Source organism: gamma proteobacterium SS-5 (assembly GCA_009497875.2).
GTDB classification, from domain to species: Bacteria; Pseudomonadota; Gammaproteobacteria; order Chromatiales; family Chromatiaceae; genus Magnetovirga; species Magnetovirga frankeli.
This window is the reverse complement of sequence record CP032508.2, coordinates 3,037,716-3,054,898: the sequence shown is the minus strand read 5'-3', so window position 1 is coordinate 3,054,898 and position 17,183 is coordinate 3,037,716. Positions and strand designations below refer to the sequence as shown.

15 protein-coding genes are annotated in these 17,183 nt (G+C 62.9%); all 15 read left to right on the top strand.

All coding sequences use genetic code 11. The features are described from left to right. The first annotated feature begins 71 nt into the window (after window positions 1-71). The 15 genes from D5125_02190 (at window position 72) to D5125_02120 (ending at window position 16,802) form a co-directional block, all read left to right on the top strand. Complete coding sequence (locus D5125_02190) at window positions 72-1,379, top strand: TolC family outer membrane protein (GenBank protein ID QFY88385.1); 1,308 nt, start codon at window positions 72-74, stop codon at window positions 1,377-1,379. A 173-nt stretch (window positions 1,380-1,552) separates the two neighbouring features. After that, window positions 1,553-1,954: a 30S ribosomal protein S6 gene (gene rpsF / locus D5125_02185; GenBank protein QFY88384.1), complete on the top strand. Its 402-nt coding sequence runs from the start codon at window positions 1,553-1,555 to the stop codon at window positions 1,952-1,954. A 50-nt stretch (window positions 1,955-2,004) separates the two neighbouring features. Continuing rightward, window positions 2,005-2,229: a 30S ribosomal protein S18 gene (gene rpsR, locus D5125_02180; protein ID QFY88383.1), complete on the top strand. Its 225-nt coding sequence runs from the start codon at window positions 2,005-2,007 to the stop codon at window positions 2,227-2,229. 48 nt (window positions 2,230-2,277) lie between these two features. Beyond that, entirely contained in the window at window positions 2,278-3,204 is a 927-nt protein-coding gene (locus tag D5125_02175) for a DUF2232 domain-containing protein (protein ID QFY88382.1), read from the top strand. Window positions 3,205-3,309: 105 nt separating this feature from the next. Then, a complete protein-coding gene (gene rplI / locus D5125_02170; protein QFY88381.1) occupies window positions 3,310-3,765 on the top strand; it encodes a 50S ribosomal protein L9 in 456 nt (151 codons plus the stop codon). Between the two features lie 131 nt (window positions 3,766-3,896). Further along, window positions 3,897-5,312: a replicative DNA helicase gene (gene dnaB / locus D5125_02165; GenBank protein QFY88380.1), complete on the top strand. Its 1,416-nt coding sequence runs from the start codon at window positions 3,897-3,899 to the stop codon at window positions 5,310-5,312. A 157-nt stretch (window positions 5,313-5,469) separates the two neighbouring features. Further along, on the top strand, window positions 5,470-6,747 hold the full coding sequence (locus D5125_02160; GenBank protein QFY88379.1) for a nucleotide sugar dehydrogenase: 1,278 nt from the start codon (window positions 5,470-5,472) through the stop codon (window positions 6,745-6,747). A 21-nt stretch (window positions 6,748-6,768) separates the two neighbouring features. Then, window positions 6,769-7,776: an NAD-dependent epimerase gene (locus D5125_02155; GenBank protein QFY88378.1), complete on the top strand. Its 1,008-nt coding sequence runs from the start codon at window positions 6,769-6,771 to the stop codon at window positions 7,774-7,776. A gap of 420 nt (window positions 7,777-8,196) precedes the next feature. Then, a complete protein-coding gene (locus D5125_02150; GenBank protein ID QFY88377.1) occupies window positions 8,197-11,355 on the top strand; it encodes a PAS domain S-box protein in 3,159 nt (1,052 codons plus the stop codon). 153 nt (window positions 11,356-11,508) lie between these two features. Next, entirely contained in the window at window positions 11,509-12,732 is a 1,224-nt protein-coding gene (locus D5125_02145; GenBank protein ID QFY88376.1) for a response regulator, read from the top strand. A 189-nt stretch (window positions 12,733-12,921) separates the two neighbouring features. Next, window positions 12,922-14,178 (top strand): serine hydroxymethyltransferase, encoded by a 1,257-nt coding sequence (locus tag D5125_02140; protein QFY88375.1) that lies wholly within the window; start codon window positions 12,922-12,924, stop codon window positions 14,176-14,178. 4 nt (window positions 14,179-14,182) lie between these two features. Then, entirely contained in the window at window positions 14,183-14,689 is a 507-nt protein-coding gene (gene nrdR / locus D5125_02135) for a transcriptional regulator NrdR (protein QFY88374.1), read from the top strand. A gap of 158 nt (window positions 14,690-14,847) precedes the next feature. After that, the gene (locus D5125_02130; GenBank protein ID QFY91033.1) at window positions 14,848-15,132 is read left to right on the top strand and encodes a hypothetical protein; all 285 of its coding nucleotides are present in this window, start codon (window positions 14,848-14,850) and stop codon (window positions 15,130-15,132) included. Window positions 15,133-15,205: 73 nt separating this feature from the next. After that, the gene (ribD, locus tag D5125_02125) at window positions 15,206-16,315 is read left to right on the top strand and encodes a bifunctional diaminohydroxyphosphoribosylaminopyrimidine deaminase/5-amino-6-(5-phosphoribosylamino)uracil reductase RibD (protein ID QFY88373.1); all 1,110 of its coding nucleotides are present in this window, start codon (window positions 15,206-15,208) and stop codon (window positions 16,313-16,315) included. A gap of 298 nt (window positions 16,316-16,613) precedes the next feature. Beyond that, window positions 16,614-16,802, top strand: a complete 189-nt coding sequence (locus D5125_02120) for a hypothetical protein (GenBank protein ID QFY88372.1) — start codon at window positions 16,614-16,616, stop codon at window positions 16,800-16,802. Window positions 16,803-17,183 lie beyond the last annotated feature (381 nt).

Here is a 17,183-nt window from a genome sequence, read left to right as displayed (position 1 = left end):
GTTCCTTATCGTATTTGCTGGTAGAATGCCCACCTGCCCGTTTACCAGGCCGGTCCCTTGCCCGGGTTTCGATGAGGTCACCCATGAAAAAACTCCTTGCACTCATTCTGTTGCTGCCCCTGACCGGTGTTCAGGGGGCGGATCTGATGCAGCTCTATCAGATGGCCCTGGAGAGCGATCCCATCCTGCGCGGTGCCCGTTCCAGCCGCAATGCCGTCAGCGAAAGTCGGGTGCAGGCGCGGGCCGCCCTGCTGCCCTCCATCGGCCTGGGTGCCGAGGCCTCTCGCACCTGGCGCAGTCGGCCCAACCCGGATGAGACCTACAACAGCTCGGCGGTCAGCCTCAACCTGACCCAGTCCCTGCTGCGCTTCGATCAGTGGATTGCACTGAAGAAGACCGCCTACCAGATCGATCAGGCCGAGGCCGAATACAGCTATCAGGAGCTGGACCTGATGGTGCGCGTGGCCCAGGCCTATTTCGACATCCTCAGCGCCCGCGACAACCTCAGCTTTGCCCAGGCCGAACTGCGCGCCATCAGCCGTCAGCTGGATCAGGCCAAGCAGCGTTTCGATGTGGGCCTGATCGCCATCACCGATGTGCATGAGGTGCAGGCCGCCTACGATCAGGCCAAGGCCAATGAGATCGCCGCCATCAACCTGCTGGACAACAGCTGGGAGGGCCTGCGCGTGATCGTCGCCGAGCTGAACGATCGCAGCATCCCGGTCCTGCGTGAGCGCATCCCCATGAGCAAGCCGAGCCCGGCCAGCATAGAGGAGTGGGTGAACACCGCCCTGGAGCAGAACCCGCAGATCCTGGCCGCAGTGAATGCCGTCAGCAGTGCGCGCAAGGACATAGAGCTGCAACGCAGCGGCCACCTGCCCAGCCTGGAGTTGACCGCCAGCGTGGCCAACAGCGAGACCGACAGCCGCACGGGCTTCGATGCCGACAGCTCCAGCATCGGCCTGCAACTGAGCCTGCCGATCTACGCCGGTGGCGGCGTCAGTTCGCGTACCCGTCAGGCCCGGCACCAGTTTCAGGTCAGCACCGAGGAACTGGAACGGGTGCGCCGTTCGGTGCGCCGCAACGTCAGCGACTACTATCGCGGCGTACTCTCCAGCATCAGCCAGATCCAGGCGCTGGAGTCGGCCACCCGCTCCGCGCAGAGCGCCCTGGAGGCGACCCAGGCCGGTTTTGATGTAGGCACCCGTACCATGGTCGATGTGCTCAGCGTGCAGCGCAATCTCTACAATGCCCGGCGCAACTACGCCAAGGCGCGCTACGACTACATCCTCAACGGTCTGCGCCTGAAGCAGGCGGCGGGTATCCTGCGCATCGAGGACCTGCGCCTGATCAACGGCCTGCTTCAGGGCCGCTCCTGACCCCAGCAGATTCCAGGCCCCACGGGTAGTTAGATTCCGGGCCGAAATGGCCTGGGTCAGGATTCTTGTGGCAAAGGGCTTGTCTTCAGCGCCGGTTATGCGGATAATCCCGCCCCTTCACAACCTTGCCTCACCGCTGCGCGGCGGGAGGCTATCAGCCATAAGGTGTCACAATGCGTCATTATGAAATCGTGTTCATGGTCCATCCGGATCAGAGCGAGCAGGTTCCCGCCATGGTGGAGCGTTACCGCTCCAGCATCGAAGGCAGGGGTGGCAAGATCCATCGTCTGGAGGACTGGGGTCGTCGCCAGCTGGCCTATCCCATCAATAAGGTGCACAAGGCGCACTATGTTCTGATGAACGTCGAGTGCGACAACGAGGCCCTGGCCGAGTTGGACAGCGCCTTCCGCTTCAACGATGCAGTCATCCGCAACCTGGTGCTCAGCCGCAAGGGCCCTGTCACCACCACTTCGCTGCTGGCCAAGGGCGAGGAACGCGAGGGCGCGCGCCCCGCTTCCCGTGATGATGAGGCTAACGCTGGCCGCTCGGACGATGAAGAGTCCGAGGAAGAATAGCCACATCCTGTCGCACTGCGTTTGAGTACCCGTTTCGGAGTTAGAGAATCATGTCACGCCAGTTTCGCCGCAAAAAGTATTGCCGTTTCACCGCCGAGGGCATCACCGAGATCGACTACAAGGATCTCAACCTGCTCAAGGCCTTCGTCAGTGAGAGCGGCAAGATAGTCCCCAGCCGCATCACCGGCACCAGTGCCAAGTATCAACGCCAGTTGGCCAGCGCCATCAAGCATGCCCGTTATCTGGCCCTGCTGCCCTATACCGACCAGCATTGATGTTGCAACCGGTGCCGGCTGCCCCGGTGCCGTTCTGCTGAGGCCGGAATGATAGCGTCCTACGCCATGCGCGGGCGTATGCAGGCGATACAGCTGGCGATGCTGTTCTTCGTGCTCGCCCTGATCCTGCCGCCCCTGTCGATTCTGGGCTCTGCCATCGTCGGGCTGGTGACCCTGCGCCAGGGCGGCCGCAGTGGTCTTGAGGTCGGCCTAGGGGCCAGCTTGGCCACCGGCCTGGCCACCTGGTTGTTGCTCAACGATCCCGGCCTGGCGATTGCCTCCCTGCTGTTCTGGGCACCGCTTTGGGGCCTGGCCCTGCTGCTGCGCTACAGCGGTGCCCTGGGCTGGACCCTGCAGTGGGGCCTGCTTATCGGCCTGTTGCCCTGGCTGATGGAGTGGTTGTTTGTGGATGGCTCGGCAGGGGGCATGCAACAGTTGCTGGAGCCCATGCGCCAGTCCCTGACCCAGGCCGGGGTGATGACGCCGGATCAGGCCGTCGAGTTGATGGATTGGCTGGCCCGCTGGCTGGTGGCCCTGGTCGCCGGAGGGTTGTTTCTGCAGCTGTGTCTGGGCCTGTTTCTGGCCCGTGGGTGGCAGGCCAGGCTGTACAATCCGGGTGGTTTTGCCGGGGAGTTTCGGCGTCTGCGTTTCTCCCGCGCCCTGGCTCTGCTGGCCGCCGTGCTCCTGCTGCTGGGCCTGTTGGCCGGAGGGGCGCAGTGGTCCTGGCTCAGGGTGCTTACGCTGTTGCTGCTGATCCTGTTTTTCTTACAGGGCCTGGCGGTGTTACATGCCCTGCTCGGGCGCAGCCCGGCCGGCAAGCCCTGGCTGATCGGCGTCTATGTGCTGCTGTTTCTGGCCATGCCCTACATGGGCCTGAGCCTGGCGGCAACCGGCTATGTGGATATATGGCGCGACTTCCGCCGTGCCGCCGAGGCCAGGGCCAATGAGCGAAGCGGGGATGATGCAGATTTGTAGTTTGATGGTAACTACTGACTCACTTTCCCCCAAGGGGCGAGGCATGAGCGGTCTAGGCAGTTACCCAGTGAAGTTTTCCTGTTGAACATAGTTAGGGGTTAAGTGATGGAAGTTATTCTGTTGAAAAAAGTTGAGAACCTGGGCGATCTGGGGGAAAAGGTGGCGGTAAAGGCCGGTTATGGCCGTAACTTCCTCCTGCCCACAGGCGCTGCGGTATCCGCCACCGAAGAGAACCTGAAGGCCTTTGAGGCACGCCGCGCCGAACTGGAAAAAGAGGCCGCCGAGCTGCTGCAGGCCGCCGAGGCGCGCAAGGCCAAGCTGGAGGCCGTGGCCAGCTACACCATCAGCGCCAAGGCCGGTGACGAGGGCAAGCTGTTCGGCTCCATCGGCACCAGCGATATCGCCGATGCCTGTAGCCAGCAGGCCGGTGTGGAGGTGAGCAAGAAGGAGGTACGCCTGCCGGAAGGCCCCTTCCACAACATCGGCAGCTACGAGATCGTGCTGCATCTGCATACCGACGTAGATGCCAGTATCCAGTTGGAAATCGTTTCTGAGCAGTGATTGGGGTGGCCGCCACGGCGGTCCTTGCGGCAAGCGACAAGCAATGTCGTTTGCGCCCCGGATCGGATCAGGGGTCGGCTGCTGTCGGGTTAAGATCCCTGGCCTCCTGCACCTGACCGAGGCACCTGTCGATGCCTGATTTTCCCGCCAGCGATGCCGCTTTTCCCTATCCCGACGAGGGCTCCCTCGCGGTAGATAACCTACGCATACCACCGCACTCCATCCAGGCCGAGCAGGCGGTGCTTGGCGGCCTGATGCTGGACGACAACGCCTACGATCAGATCGCCGACATCATAGTGCAGAAGGATTTCTATCTGCACGAACACCGCCTCATCTTCCGGGCCATCGAATACCTGGCCGAAAAGATGCAGCCCCGTGACCTGGTCACTGTGTACAGTGAGCTGGAGCGGCTCAACCATGCCGAGGAAAGCGGCGGCATGGTCTATCTGGGCAGCCTGGCCAAGGACACCCCCAGCGCGGCGAACATCCGTGCCTATGCCGAGATCGTCCGTGAACAGGCCCTCAAGCGCTCCCTGATCCGGGTCGGCACCGAGATCGCCGACAGCGGCTTCAACCCGGAAGGGCGGGACGCCACCGAACTGCTCAACGATGCCGAGAGTAAGGTGTTCGATATCGCCGAGCAGCGTTCCCGTGGCCGGGGCGGGTTTCAGCCCCTGTCCGGCCTGCTCAGCAAGGCGGTGGACCGCATCGAGACCCTGTTCGAGCAGGACGACCCGATCACCGGCGTGAGCACTGGCTTTGTCGATTTCGACCGGCAGACCTCAGGCCTGCAACCGGGCGACATGGTGGTCATCGCCGGCCGCCCCTCCATGGGCAAGACCGCCTTCGCCATGAATATCGCCGAGAACGTCGCCATCAAGATCAAGCGGCCGGTGGCCGTGTTCAGCATGGAGATGCCTGGCGAATCCCTAGCCATGCGCATGATGTCCTCCCTCGGCCACATCGACCAGAACAAGGTGCGCACCGGCCAGCTGCAGGACGACGAATGGCCTCGGCTCACCTCGGCCATCAATCTGTTGTCCGAGGCCACCATGTTCATCGACGATACCAATGGCCTGACCCCCACCGAGATGAGTGCCCGCGCCCGTCGCCTGAAGCGCGAGCAGGGCGATCTGGGGCTGGTGATCATCGACTACCTGCAACTGATGCAACTGCCCAGCGCGGCGGAGAACCGCACCAACGAGATCTCCGCCATCTCCCGCGCCCTCAAGGGCCTGGCCAAGGAGCTGGAAGTGCCTGTCATCGCCCTGTCCCAGCTCAACCGCAGCCTGGAACAACGCACCAACAAGCGGCCCATCATGTCCGATCTGCGTGAATCCGGTGCCATCGAACAGGACGCCGACCTGGTGGTGTTCCTTTACCGTGATGAGTACTACAACCCGGAAAGCCAGGACAAGGGCGTGGCCGAGATCATCGTCGGCAAGCAGCGCAATGGCCCCACTGGCACGGTGCGCATGGCCTTCCAGGGCCAGTTCACCCGCTTCGACGATCTGGTGGAAAGCCTGTACGACGACCAGTACCATTGACCCCAGGCGCGTATCAAGCTACAGAGCCAGATAACGACTTCAAGGGCAGCGTTCTTGAGTTGTAGTTGCCGCGCAAGAAAACCCTTGTAACTTTGCGCTGGTTTGCGTCCTCTGCATCCTTTTTGGGTTCCGGCCGTACCGCTTAGGGGAAAACCCCATGATTGACCTGAACAACCCCCGCATCGGCGTGATTGGCCTGGGCTATGTCGGCCTACCGCTGGCCGCGGCCTTTGGCCAGCAGTTTCCCACCCTGGGCTTTGACATCAAGGCCGAGCGGGTGGCCGAGCTGCAGGCCGGGCGCGATTCCACCCTGGAGGTGGCGGCGGCGGAGCTGGGTCAGGCGCGACTGCTGCGCTTCAGCCACAGGGGCGAGGACCTGGCCGAGTGCAACATCTATATCATCAGCGTACCCACCCCGATCGACGCGGCGCGGCGGCCGGATTTGAGTCCGCTGGAGTTGGCCAGCCGCCTGGTGGCCAGCTATCTGCGCCCCAATGATCTGGTGATCTATGAATCCACCGTCTATCCCGGCTGCACCGAGGAGTTCTGTGTGCCCCTGCTGGAGCAGGGCTCGGGGCTGGTGTTCAATCGGGACTTCTTTTGCGGCTACAGCCCGGAGCGGGTCAACCCGGGCGACAAGACCCATCGCCTGAGCAACATCAGAAAGGTCACCTCAGGCTCCACCCCCGAGGTGGCCGAGGTGGTGGATGCCCTCTATCGGCGGGTGATCGAGGCGGGTACCCATCGGGCGCCGAGCATGCGCGTGGCCGAGGCGGCCAAGGTGATCGAAAACACCCAGCGCGATGTGAATATCGCCCTGATCAACGAGCTGGCGCTGATCTTTCATAAGCTGGAGATAGACACCGAGGCGGTGCTGCAGGCGGCGGGGACCAAGTGGAACTTCCTGCCGTTTCGACCGGGCCTGGTGGGCGGGCACTGCATCGGCGTCGATCCCTACTACCTGACCCACAAGGCGCAGATGATCGGCTACCACCCGGCCATGATCCTGGCCGGACGGCGCATCAACGACGGCATGGGCCAGCACGTCGCCAGCCGGGTGATCAAGCTGCTGATCAAACGCCAGCGGCCGGTGGCCGAGGCGCGGATACTGGTGCTGGGGCTGGCCTTCAAGGAAAACTGCCCGGACCTGCGCAACACCCGGGTGGTGGATATCATCAACGAACTGGGCGATTACGGTGCCCAGGTGGAGGTGCATGACCCCTGGGTCAACGCCACCGAGGCCGAGGCGGAATACGGCCTGCGCCTGGTGGATCAACCCCAGCCAGGCTCGTACGACGCCATGATCATCGCCGTGGCCCATGATCAATTCCACAGCCTGGGCGAGGCCGGTATCCGCGCCCTGGGCCGCCCAGGGGCTATCCTGTTCGATGTCAAATACCTGCTGCCAGCCGAGGCCAGCGATGGGCGTTTGTAGGCGATTTAACCGGAGCATCCCATGAAGGTACTGATCACCGGCGTGGCCGGATTTATCGGTTCGGCCCTGGCCCTGCGGCTGTTGCAGCGTGGTGACCAGGTGCTGGGTATAGACAATCTCAATGCTTATTACGATGTGGGCCTCAAGCGGGCCCGCCTGGCCCGCTGCCAGGGGCAGGCCAACTTTGTCTTCGTGCAGGGTGATATCGCCGATCGCGCCTGTGTCGAGGGCTTGTTTCAGCGGCATCGGCCACAGCGGGTGGTGAATCTCGCCGCCCAGGCCGGGGTACGCTATTCCATTGAAAACCCGCTGGCCTATGTGGATAGCAACCTGGTCGGCTTTGCCCATATCCTGGAGGGCTGTCGCCATCAGGGGGTGGAGCACCTGGTGTTTGCCAGCAGCTCCAGCGTCTATGGCGGCAACAGCCGCATGCCCTTCTCGGTGCATGACAATGTGGATCACCCCCTGAGCTTCTACGCCGCCAGCAAGAAGGCCAATGAGTTGATGGCTCATAGCTACAGCCATCTGTACGGGCTGCCCTGTACCGGTCTGCGCTTTTTTACCGTCTATGGCCCCTGGGGCCGACCGGATATGGCCCTGTTCAAGTTCACCCAGGCCATGCTTGCCGGTGAGCCCATACCGGTATTCAACCAGGGCCGACACCGGCGTGATTTCACCTATATTGATGACATAGTCGAGGGGGTGATCCGCGTGCTGGACCGGCCAGCCCCGCCCAATCCCGAGTGGAACGGCGCAGCACCCGACCCGGCCAGCAGCCAAGCCCCCTGGCGGGTGTATAACATCGGCAACAACCAGCCGGTGGAGCTGATGGACTATATCGCCGCCCTGGAAAAGGCCCTGGGCCGCCGCGCCGAGTTGGAGCTGTTGCCCCTGCAGCCAGGCGACGTGCCGGACACCTACGCCGATGTGGCCGACCTGGTGGCAGATTTTGACTACAAGCCATCCACCCCGGTAGAGCAGGGCATAGCCCGCTTTGTGGACTGGTACAAGGGTTATTTTAAGGCTTAAATGTAACGGCTCAGGCCGTTAAGCCCCTCGTCCCTTTGAGGAGAGGGCTCCAGGGATGCCGTAGGCGGAACAGCAGCGGAAACCACTTCAGCCCTAGGATACTTTTTTGCTGTAATTGAAGGGGGTTTAATGGGTAGAGAACTGGCTCCCCCTTTGCCAAAGGGGGATTGAGGGGGATTTTGGCGTGGGCAGTTGCGCGGGTGCTGAAGAAATCCCCCCTGCCCCCCTTTGTAAAGGGGGGATTTGATTGTCTTCCCCCTTTGTAAAGGGGAGAATTTGATTCTCTCTCTCCTTAGAGATGAGAGTGGGCGAGTAGTGACCATCAGGGTCTTGTTACCGCTGATTCCTTAATCTCAAGTATTTTTCCACGCAATTCGGTGGCCGATTTGCCTATGACATCCGCTTACTCTCGGAGGCCCCATGGCCCTGGACGCTGACCGCGAGCTGGAATGGCGGCTGCAGGCCAAGCGTGACCGGCTGTTGCTGAGCCTGCATCAGGGCGAGGAGCAGCTCGACGACACCGCCTTCCTGCAGCGCGGGCTGGCCATCATGGAAGAGATCACCGGCAGCCAGATCTCCTTTCTGCACTTCATCAATGACAATGAACAGAGCATCGAGCTGGTCACCTGGTCCAGGCGCACCCTGGAGCAATACTGCAACGCCGTGTTTGACACCCATTACCCGGTAAGCGCGGCCGGCATCTGGGCCGATGCCCTGCGCCAGCGCCGTCCGGTGGTATTCAACGACTATCCCGCCCACCCGAACAAGCAGGGGCTGCCGACCGGCCACAGCCCCCTGCAGCGGCTCATCTCCCTGCCGGTAATCTACTGCGACAGGGTGGTTATGCTCACCGGGGTGGGTAACAAGGCGGCGGACTACGATGCCTTTGACGTAGAAACCCTGCAGCTGTTCTCCAACGCCCTCTGGCGCACGATCAATCGGCGCCGCATCGAGCGCCAGCTGCGTGACAGCGAGGCCAATCTACGCAGCGTACTGCGCGCCGCCCCCATCGGCATAGCCAGTTGCGTCGGCCAGCTATTCACCGAGGTCAACGAGACCTTCGAGCAGATCAGCGGCTACAGCGGCGCGGAGTTGCGTGGCCGCCCCATCTGTCTGCTGCAATCCAGCCAGAATCAGATACAAGACCTGCTCAGCCCCCTGGAGCAAAGCCTCAGCGGCCCGGCCAGCCACCGGGTCGAGGGACGCCTGCGGCGCAAGGACGGCCAGGTCATCGACATCGAACTGAGCGCCAACTACATCGACCCCGAGCGACCGGAGCAGGGCCTGACCCTGTGCCTGCAGGACATCGGCGAGCGCAGGCGCACCCAGGCCCAGCTGCAAAAGCTGGCCCTGGCGGTGGAGCAGAGCACCCAGGCGGTGGTCATCACCGACCTGAACACCCGCATCGAATACGTCAACCGCGCCTTTGAGCAGATCAGCGGCTACTCCAGTCAGCAGGCCATCGGCCAGACCCCGCGTATCCTGCGCTCGGGCAAGACCCCCAGCGCCACCTATCAGCAGATGTGGCAACGGCTGGGCCAGGGGCGCAGCTGGAAGGGCGAGTTTATCAACCGGCGCAAGAACGGCGAGGAGTTCATTGAACTGGCCAGCATAGTGCCCCTGCGTGATGAACGGGGCGCAATCAGCCATTACGTCGCCATCAAGGACGACATCACCGAACGCAAGCGCATGGGCGAGGAGCTGGAGCGCCACCGCAACCAGCTGGAGGGCCTGGTCTCGGAGCGCACCTTGCAGCTGCAGGAAGCCGTGGAGCAGGCCCACGCCGCCAGCCGCGCCAAGGACCTGTTCCTGGCCAACATGAGCCATGAAATCCGCACGCCGATGAATGCCGTGGTCGGCTTCTGCCATCTGTTGGCGGACTCCGGCCTGCGCCCCGATCAGCTGCGTCAGCTGAACAAGATCAGCGGCGCCGCCCATCACCTGCTGAACATCATCAACGACATCCTCGACGTATCCAAGATGGAGGCGGGCAAGCTCAAGCTGCAGCTGGCCGACTTCTCCCTGCACGGCCTGATGCAATCCATTGCCGCCCTGGTGCGGCCCCTGGCCCAGGAAAAGGGCCTGCGCCTGGAGCTGGACTATGCCCAGGCGCCGCGTTTTGTACATGGCGATGCCACCCGCCTGCGCCAGGCCCTGCTCAACTACATCAGCAACGCCATCAAGTTCACCGAGCAGGGCCAGGTGCGTATCCGCATCGGCAGCGAAGGCCAGGGGGCGGCGGGGCATCTGCTGCTGTTCGAGGTGGAGGACAGCGGCATCGGCATAGACGCCAACAGCCTGAAGACCATCTTCATGGCCTTTGAGCAGGCCGACAACAGCATGAACAAACGCTACGAGGGCAGCGGCCTGGGGCTGGCCATCACCCAGCGCCTGGTCCGCCTGATGGGCGGCGAGACCGGGGCGGGGAGCCGTCCCGGCCAAGGCAGTCGCTTCTGGTTTCGACTGCATCTTCCCCCCGGACAACCCCAGGCCCGAGCCCGGACCGAGAGCAGCGCGAACCACCTCGCAGCGCCCCGCTTTCAAGCCCGGGTACTGCTGGTGGAGGACAACGAGATCAACCGCGAGGTGGCCTCTGGTCTGTTGCAAAACCTGGGCCTTAGCCTGACCACGGCGGAAAACGGCCAGCAGGCCCTTGACTGCCTGGCGCAACAGCCGCCCTTTGATCTGGTGCTGATGGACCTGCAGATGCCGGTCATGAACGGCCTGGAGGCCACCCAAGCGATTCGCGCCCAAGGGCAATACGCCGATCTGCCGGTGCTCGCCATGACCGCCAATGTGTTCGAGGACGACCGCCGCCAGTGCCTGGCGGTGGGCATGAACGACTTTGTCGCCAAGCCCATCGACCTGGCTGACCTCTACCGCGCCCTGCGCCGCTGGCTGCCGGAATCGGCGCGGCAGGATCGGCTGGCCGATGAGCAACCTCGCCCGGCGCTGCCGCCGGGCAGCGAACAGGCACTGGCGCAGTTGCGCGGCCTGAGCGGGCTGCAAGCCGAGCAGGGGCTGGAGAACCTGTCCCAGGATCTGCGCGCCTATCTGCGCCTGCTCGGCCAGTTTGTCCGTGATCATGGCGCGGATGCCGAGCGCATTGCCGGGCATCTGGCCCAGGGCGAGACCGAACCGGCGCGGCGGCGTGCCCACTCGATCAAAGGAGTGGCGGGCAATCTGGGCATGGAACCCCTGCAACAGGCGGCCCAGGCCCTGGAGCGCGCCCTCAAGCAGGGGCAGAAGGACGTGGATGCCCTGCTCAGCGACTTCAGACAGCAGCTGCAGTCACTCTGCGCGGACCTGCAACCCATCCTGGATGGGGTGGAGGCCGCCCACGCTGCCAGCAACCCAGCCGACGCATCGGCCTGGCGGCAGGCCCTGCAGGCGCTGGCCAGGCTACTGCGTAGCGACGACACCCGGGTGAACGATGCCTACCTGGAGGCCGAGCCCCTGCTGCTGCAGGCCCACCCCCAGCTGGCCCCCGAGCTGGGCCAGGCGATAGACAACTTCGACTACGCCAAGGCCCGCCAACTGGTCCAGCGCATGATCGAAAAGCCGCAAGCAGGGCCTTAAGCCGTGCCTCAAGGTTGACCCTCCATGGCCTTGGACCTAATCTGCGAACCGCACGCCTTGCCTGATCTGGCCGGAAGCAAGCCCGCAGAATCCGGCGCTGGCGCTGATGCCATGCGCCATGCAACTTTATTCATGAACCTTGGGTAATGAGTGATGGAAACAGACAACAGCCTAGATGATGACGACAAACCGACCCTGCTCATCGTGGATGACGAACCGGCCAACCTGCGCGTGCTCAGTCTGGTGCTGCAGGGAGAATACCGGGTACGCGCCGCGCGCAGCGGTCAAGATGCCCTGAACCTGCTGGAAACACCGCCCAAGCCCGATGTGGTGCTGCTGGATATCATGATGCCGGGAATGGACGGCCATGCCACCCTGCGCAAGATCCGCGACAAAGGCTACAGCGATCTGCCGGTGATCTTCGTCACCGCCCTGGACGGCGAGCTGGACGAGCAGCGCGGCCTGCAGATAGGCGCGGCGGACTACATCACCAAGCCCATACGTCCGGCCATAGTGCGCGCCCGCATCAAGACCCAGCTCAAGCTCAAGGAGGCGCGGGAGCACCTCAATCGCCAGGTAGCCAAGCGCACCCAGGAACTGCACGAGGCCAACAACGGCCTGCGCCAATCCCTGATCGAGACCGTGCGCAGCTTCTCCATCATGCTGGAAAACCGCGACCCGGCCATGGCCGGTCATTCCAAACGGGTGGCCGATACCGCCCGCCGGGTCGCCGCCAAGCTGAGGCTGCCGGAGCGGGAGCGCAACGACATCGTCTTCGCCGCCCTGCTCTCCCGCGTCGGAGCCATCACCCTGCCATCCAAAATCCTAGAAAAGCCCCTGATGGGCCTGAGTAAGCTGGAGCGGGATGAGCTGATGATCGCGGTAATCCGTACCCGCCAGATCTTTCGCAACATCCGCCCCCTGGTCAACGCCAGCGAGATCATCGCCAACCAGTTCGAACGCTACGACGGCAGCGGCTTTCCCCGTCGCCTGGCGGGCGAGGATATCCCGTTGGGGGCGCGCATCCTGGCCGTTTGCCGTGACTTCGATCTCTACCTGGAGGGCATGTTCGACAGCAAAAAACACCTGGTGCCCGAGGCCAAGGACTTCCTGCGGCGCAAGAGCGGGCTGTTTTTCGACCCCAGTATCGTGGAGATCTACAGCAACATGGTGGGCCGCATGCGCAAGGTCACCCGGCCCCTGTTCGATGTCGGCCTGGCCGATGTGGTGGAGGGCCAGGAGCTGGCCGAGGTGCGCTTTGGCGACGAAATCTTCGTGCGCGACACCCTGGCCACCAAGCCGCTGCTGCGGGAATTACAGGACGTGATGAACGAAACCGGCCTCTATTGCGCCATCAAGATTCGGGCGAAGTTTTGATCAGTCCATGCCCTTGCAGGGGTGCGGCTTCTTTTGCGCACCCGGCTTCAGTACCTTGGGTTTCCTGCCCTGTGCTCCGGGACTAATTGCGCTTTAGATGTGTCACTCGCTTCTCCAGCACAATCCGCCAGAATCTGGCAAAATGGCCCGCTTTCTTCACCCAGACCCTTCACCCACACTGGAGCCGCCATGTACAACAAGTCGATGCAACTCGCCGGTTATGACGATGAACTCTGGAACGCCATCCAGGCCGAGGAGCGCCGCCAGGAAGAGCATATCGAGCTGATTGCCTCGGAGAACTACACCAGCCCGCGCGTGCTCCAGGCCCAGGGTTCGGTGCTGACCAACAAGTACGCCGAGGGCTATCCCGGCAAGCGTTACTACGGCGGCTGTGAGTATGTGGATGTGGCCGAGCAGCTGGCCATCGACCGCGCCAAGCAGCTGTTTGGTGCCGACTATGCCAACGTCCAGCCCCACTCCGGCTCCCAGGCCAATGTTGCCGTGTTCATGGCCCTGTGCGAGCCGGGCGACACCATCCTGGGCATGAGCCTGGCCCACGGCGGCCACCTGACCCACGGGGCCAAGCCCAACTTCTCCGGCAAGATCTACAACGCCATCCAGTACGGTCTGGACCCGGCCACCGGCGAGATCGACTACGCCGAGGTGGAGGCCCTGGCCCGCGAGCACCAGCCAAAGATGATCATTGCCGGCTTCTCCGCCTATTCGCGGGTGGTGGACTGGCAGCGCTTCCGTGCCATTGCCGATGGCGTCGGTGCCTATCTGTTCGTCGATATGGCCCATGTCGCTGGTCTGGTGGCCGCCGGTCTCTACCCCAACCCGGTGCAGATCGCCGATGTCACCACCACCACCACCCACAAGACCCTGCGCGGCCCGCGCGGTGGCCTGATCCTGGCCAAGAGCAACCCGGATCTGGAAAAGCGCCTCAACTCCCTGGTCTTCCCCGGTGCCCAGGGCGGCCCGCTGATGCACGTCATCGCCGCCAAGGCGGTGGCCTTCAAGGAGGCGATGGAGCCCGAGTTCAAGACCTATCAGCAGCAGGTGCTGACCAACGCCCGCGCCATGGCCGAGGTGTTCATGGGCCGGGGTTATGACGTGGTGTCCAAGGGCACCGACGATCACCTGTTTCTGGTCAGCTTCATCCACGTCGGCCTCACCGGCAAAGAGGTGGATGCCTGGCTGGGCGCGGCCAATATCACGGTGAACAAGAACGCCGTGCCCAATGACCCGCAATCGCCCTTCGTCACCTCCGGCATCCGCGTCGGCACCCCGGCCATCACCACCCGTGGCTTCAGCGAGGCCGACAGCCGCGAGCTGGCCGACTGGATGTGCGACCTCATTGACAGCCGGGGCGATGCCGCCGTGATCGAGGCGGTCAAGGCCAAGGTGCTGGCCATCTGCCAGCGCCTGCCGGTGTACGCCGGCTAGGCCCATGCACTGCCCCTACTGCAACGCCGCCGACACCAAGGTGGTGGACTCGCGCCTGGGCAGCGAGGGTGAGCAGGTGCGCCGCCGCCGCGAGTGCGTCAGCTGCGGCGAGCGCTTCACCACCTTCGAGACCGCCGAACTGGTGATGCCTGCCATCATTAAGAGCAACGGCAACCGCGAGGAATTCCAGGTCGGCAAGCTGCTCGCCGGCCTGGCCCGCGCCCTGCAAAAGCGGCCGGTGGGGGCGGAAGAGATCGACCGCGCGGTGATGCGCATCCGCCGTCGCCTGATGGCCACCGCCCAGCGCGAGGTGCCCAGCCGCCTGCTGGGCGACCTGGTGATGGACGAGCTGAAAAAGCTCGATCAAGTGGCCTACGTGCGCTTCGCCTCGGTGTATCGCAAATTCAATGATGTCGGCGCCTTCCTCGAAACCATCGAGGTGCTGGAACAACAGCTGCCCCCCGAAGGCTACCAGCGGCAAATGCAGCTGTTGGATGATGAGGCGTTGTGATGGGCCGATCTCTAAACAGCCAGGACGCAGAGAACGCTAAGAAGCGCAGAGCGCGCGGAGTTTTTTACGGTTTACGGGCTTATACTCACTCTCATCTAAAGTAGAGAGGGGCTTAATGGCCTGAGTAGCTCACCGGGTCAGACTATCCGAGAATGCCAATGCAGACCTTGACTTTCGAATGCGAGATCAAGCCAGACCGTCATTTGGTGTTACACCTGCCGGGTAATGTAGTTCCTGGTAGGCACCGCATCGCTTTGGTGATCGATCCGCCTAATCCTGTGCCCATCATCCCGCATATGGCATCCATGCCAGCACGCACGCCACTCTGGGCGCAATTGGAAGCACTTAGGCAACAGGCCGAGGCAGAGGGCACCCTGCCCAATGCCTTAAGCATGGATGAAATTCTCAGCGAGGTTCAACGATTGCGGGGCAGAGTCCTTTGATTTCTCTGTATGCCCTGGCACAACAATCCTAGTCATGCCTCAGCCCCCCTTCACCCCTGACGACCACCGCCACATGGCCCGAGCCATCCGCCTAGCGGAGCTGGGGCTTTACACTACCGACCCCAACCCGCGGGTGGGCTGTGTGCTGGTGCGCGACGGTCAGGTGGTGGGTGAGGGCTTTCACCGCCGCGCCGGCGAGCCCCATGCCGAGCGTCTGGCTCTGGCGCAAGCGGGTGAGTGGGCGCGGGGTGCCACCGCCTATGTCAGCCTGGAGCCGTGCAGCCACTTCGGCCGTACCCCGCCCTGCGCCGATGGCCTGATCGAGGCTGGGGTGGCGCGGGTGGTAGCCGCCATGCAGGACCCCAATCCGTTGGTGGCGGGCCAGGGTCTGGAACGCCTGCGTCAGGCCGGCATTCAGGTCGAGTCAGGTCTGCTGGAGGGTCAAGCCAGGGCGCTCAATCCCGGCTTCAACAAGCGCATGCAGCAGGGTCTGCCCTGGGTGCGCTGCAAGCTGGCCATGAGTCTGGACGGACGCACCGCCATGGCCAGCGGCGAGAGCCAGTGGATCACCGGCCCCGAGGCGCGCCAGGATGTGCAGCGCTGGCGAGCGCGTAGCTCGGCAATCCTGACCGGCAGCGGCACGCTGCTGGCGGATGATCCTTCGCTGAATGTCCGCCTCAGTAACGAACAACTGCACCAGCTGGGGCCGGATTATCCTGTACGCCAACCCCTGCGCGTGCTGCTGGACAGCCATCTGCGCACCCCAACCAGCGCCCGCCTGCTCGGCCTGCCGGGTGAGACCCTGATCCTCTACGCTGATGCCAGCACATCGCAAGCCCAGGCTCAGGCGGAGGCACTGCGCAGAGCGGGAGCCGTGGTGCGGCAGGTAGCAACCAGCGCTCAGGGGCTGGACCTGGAACAATCACTGCGTCTGCTGGCACAGCGCGGCATCAATGAGATCTGGGTCGAGGCTGGCGCTACCCTCAGCGGTGCGCTACTTCAAGCGGGACTGGTGGATGAGCTAATCCTCTACATGGCGCCCAAGCTCATGGGTGATGCCGCCCGCGGGCTGCTGCATCTGCCCGGCCTTGAGCGCATGGCGCAGTGTATCCCGCTCGAATATGCCGATATACGCCGGGTGGGCAGGGATTTGCGCTTTGTAATACCATGCGTGCCTGTCTGAATCGAATCAGAAATAAGGACGCAGAGAACGCCAAGGAGCGCGGAGGCCGCAGAGTTAGTAAGGTTTTCCTGATTACCCATGTATCTCAGCCATGACCTCGGCTTAGCTGGCTGTGCGCGTCCTAGGGTGGGAGGCCGGCTTTGCCGGGCGACCTTGGCAGGGTAGTGTTGATTGTATGGCAAGTAGCCCTGGCAAATCGCGCAGCAAGCTGCCCTCCCACCGTGCTGACACGGACTCTCCTGCCCGATTGGCTGGGCTTTGTGGGTAATCAGGTGAGTGTAACTATGAGGAGGCGTCAATGTCCCTGATTGTGCAGAAAGAAGATGCGCATAGATTGATCGATCAGCTGCCCATGGATGCGACCTGGGACGATTTGATGCAGCAACTCTATGTGCGCGAGGCCATAGAACGGGGACTGGAGGACAGCAGGGCCGGCAGAACCCTGGAGGTCGCCGAGGTCAGGAAAAAATATGGCTTAGCCGAATGAGGGTGCTTTGGACCGAAGCTGCCCTGGGCCATTTGGATGCGATTTATGCCTATATCGGCCAAAGTTCACCGGTTTACGCGCTTCGCGACTTTTATGGTAAAGAAGGACGCAGAGAACGCCAAGAAGCGCGGAGATCGCAGAGTTAAACAGTTGTAAGAGGAGCAACTGCTTGCCCCTCTTCCCAGCCCTCTCTCCGAGGGGCGATAAAGTGAATGGCTTGGGTAGTTGCCAGAGGATCAAAATCCTCGACTCTGCGTACTCTGCGCTGCTTTGCGAGCTCTGCGTCCTTGCGACTTTTAGGTAAAGAAGGACGCAGAGAACGCCAAGAAGCGCGGAGGCCGCAGAGTTAAGCAGTTGTAAGAGGAGCAACTACTTGCCCCT

Coding starts and splice junctions, on each gene's coding strand:
- D5125_02145 (QFY88376.1), top strand. CDS start 11,509: ATGGAAACAGACAACAGCCTAGATGATGACGACAAACCGACCCTGCTC.
- D5125_02150 (QFY88377.1), top strand. CDS start 8,197: ATGGCCCTGGACGCTGACCGCGAGCTGGAATGGCGGCTGCAGGCCAAG.
- D5125_02140 (QFY88375.1), top strand. CDS start 12,922: ATGTACAACAAGTCGATGCAACTCGCCGGTTATGACGATGAACTCTGG.
- rpsR (QFY88383.1), top strand. CDS start 2,005: ATGTCACGCCAGTTTCGCCGCAAAAAGTATTGCCGTTTCACCGCCGAG.
- D5125_02175 (QFY88382.1), top strand. CDS start 2,278: ATGATAGCGTCCTACGCCATGCGCGGGCGTATGCAGGCGATACAGCTG.
- D5125_02160 (QFY88379.1), top strand. CDS start 5,470: ATGATTGACCTGAACAACCCCCGCATCGGCGTGATTGGCCTGGGCTAT.
- D5125_02155 (QFY88378.1), top strand. CDS start 6,769: ATGAAGGTACTGATCACCGGCGTGGCCGGATTTATCGGTTCGGCCCTG.
- dnaB (QFY88380.1), top strand. CDS start 3,897: ATGCCTGATTTTCCCGCCAGCGATGCCGCTTTTCCCTATCCCGACGAG.
- ribD (QFY88373.1), top strand. CDS start 15,206: ATGGCCCGAGCCATCCGCCTAGCGGAGCTGGGGCTTTACACTACCGAC.
- rplI (QFY88381.1), top strand. CDS start 3,310: ATGGAAGTTATTCTGTTGAAAAAAGTTGAGAACCTGGGCGATCTGGGG.
- D5125_02190 (QFY88385.1), top strand. CDS start 72: ATGAGGTCACCCATGAAAAAACTCCTTGCACTCATTCTGTTGCTGCCC.
- nrdR (QFY88374.1), top strand. CDS start 14,183: ATGCACTGCCCCTACTGCAACGCCGCCGACACCAAGGTGGTGGACTCG.
- D5125_02130 (QFY91033.1), top strand. CDS start 14,848: ATGCAGACCTTGACTTTCGAATGCGAGATCAAGCCAGACCGTCATTTG.
- rpsF (QFY88384.1), top strand. CDS start 1,553: ATGCGTCATTATGAAATCGTGTTCATGGTCCATCCGGATCAGAGCGAG.
- D5125_02120 (QFY88372.1), top strand. CDS start 16,614: ATGTCCCTGATTGTGCAGAAAGAAGATGCGCATAGATTGATCGATCAG.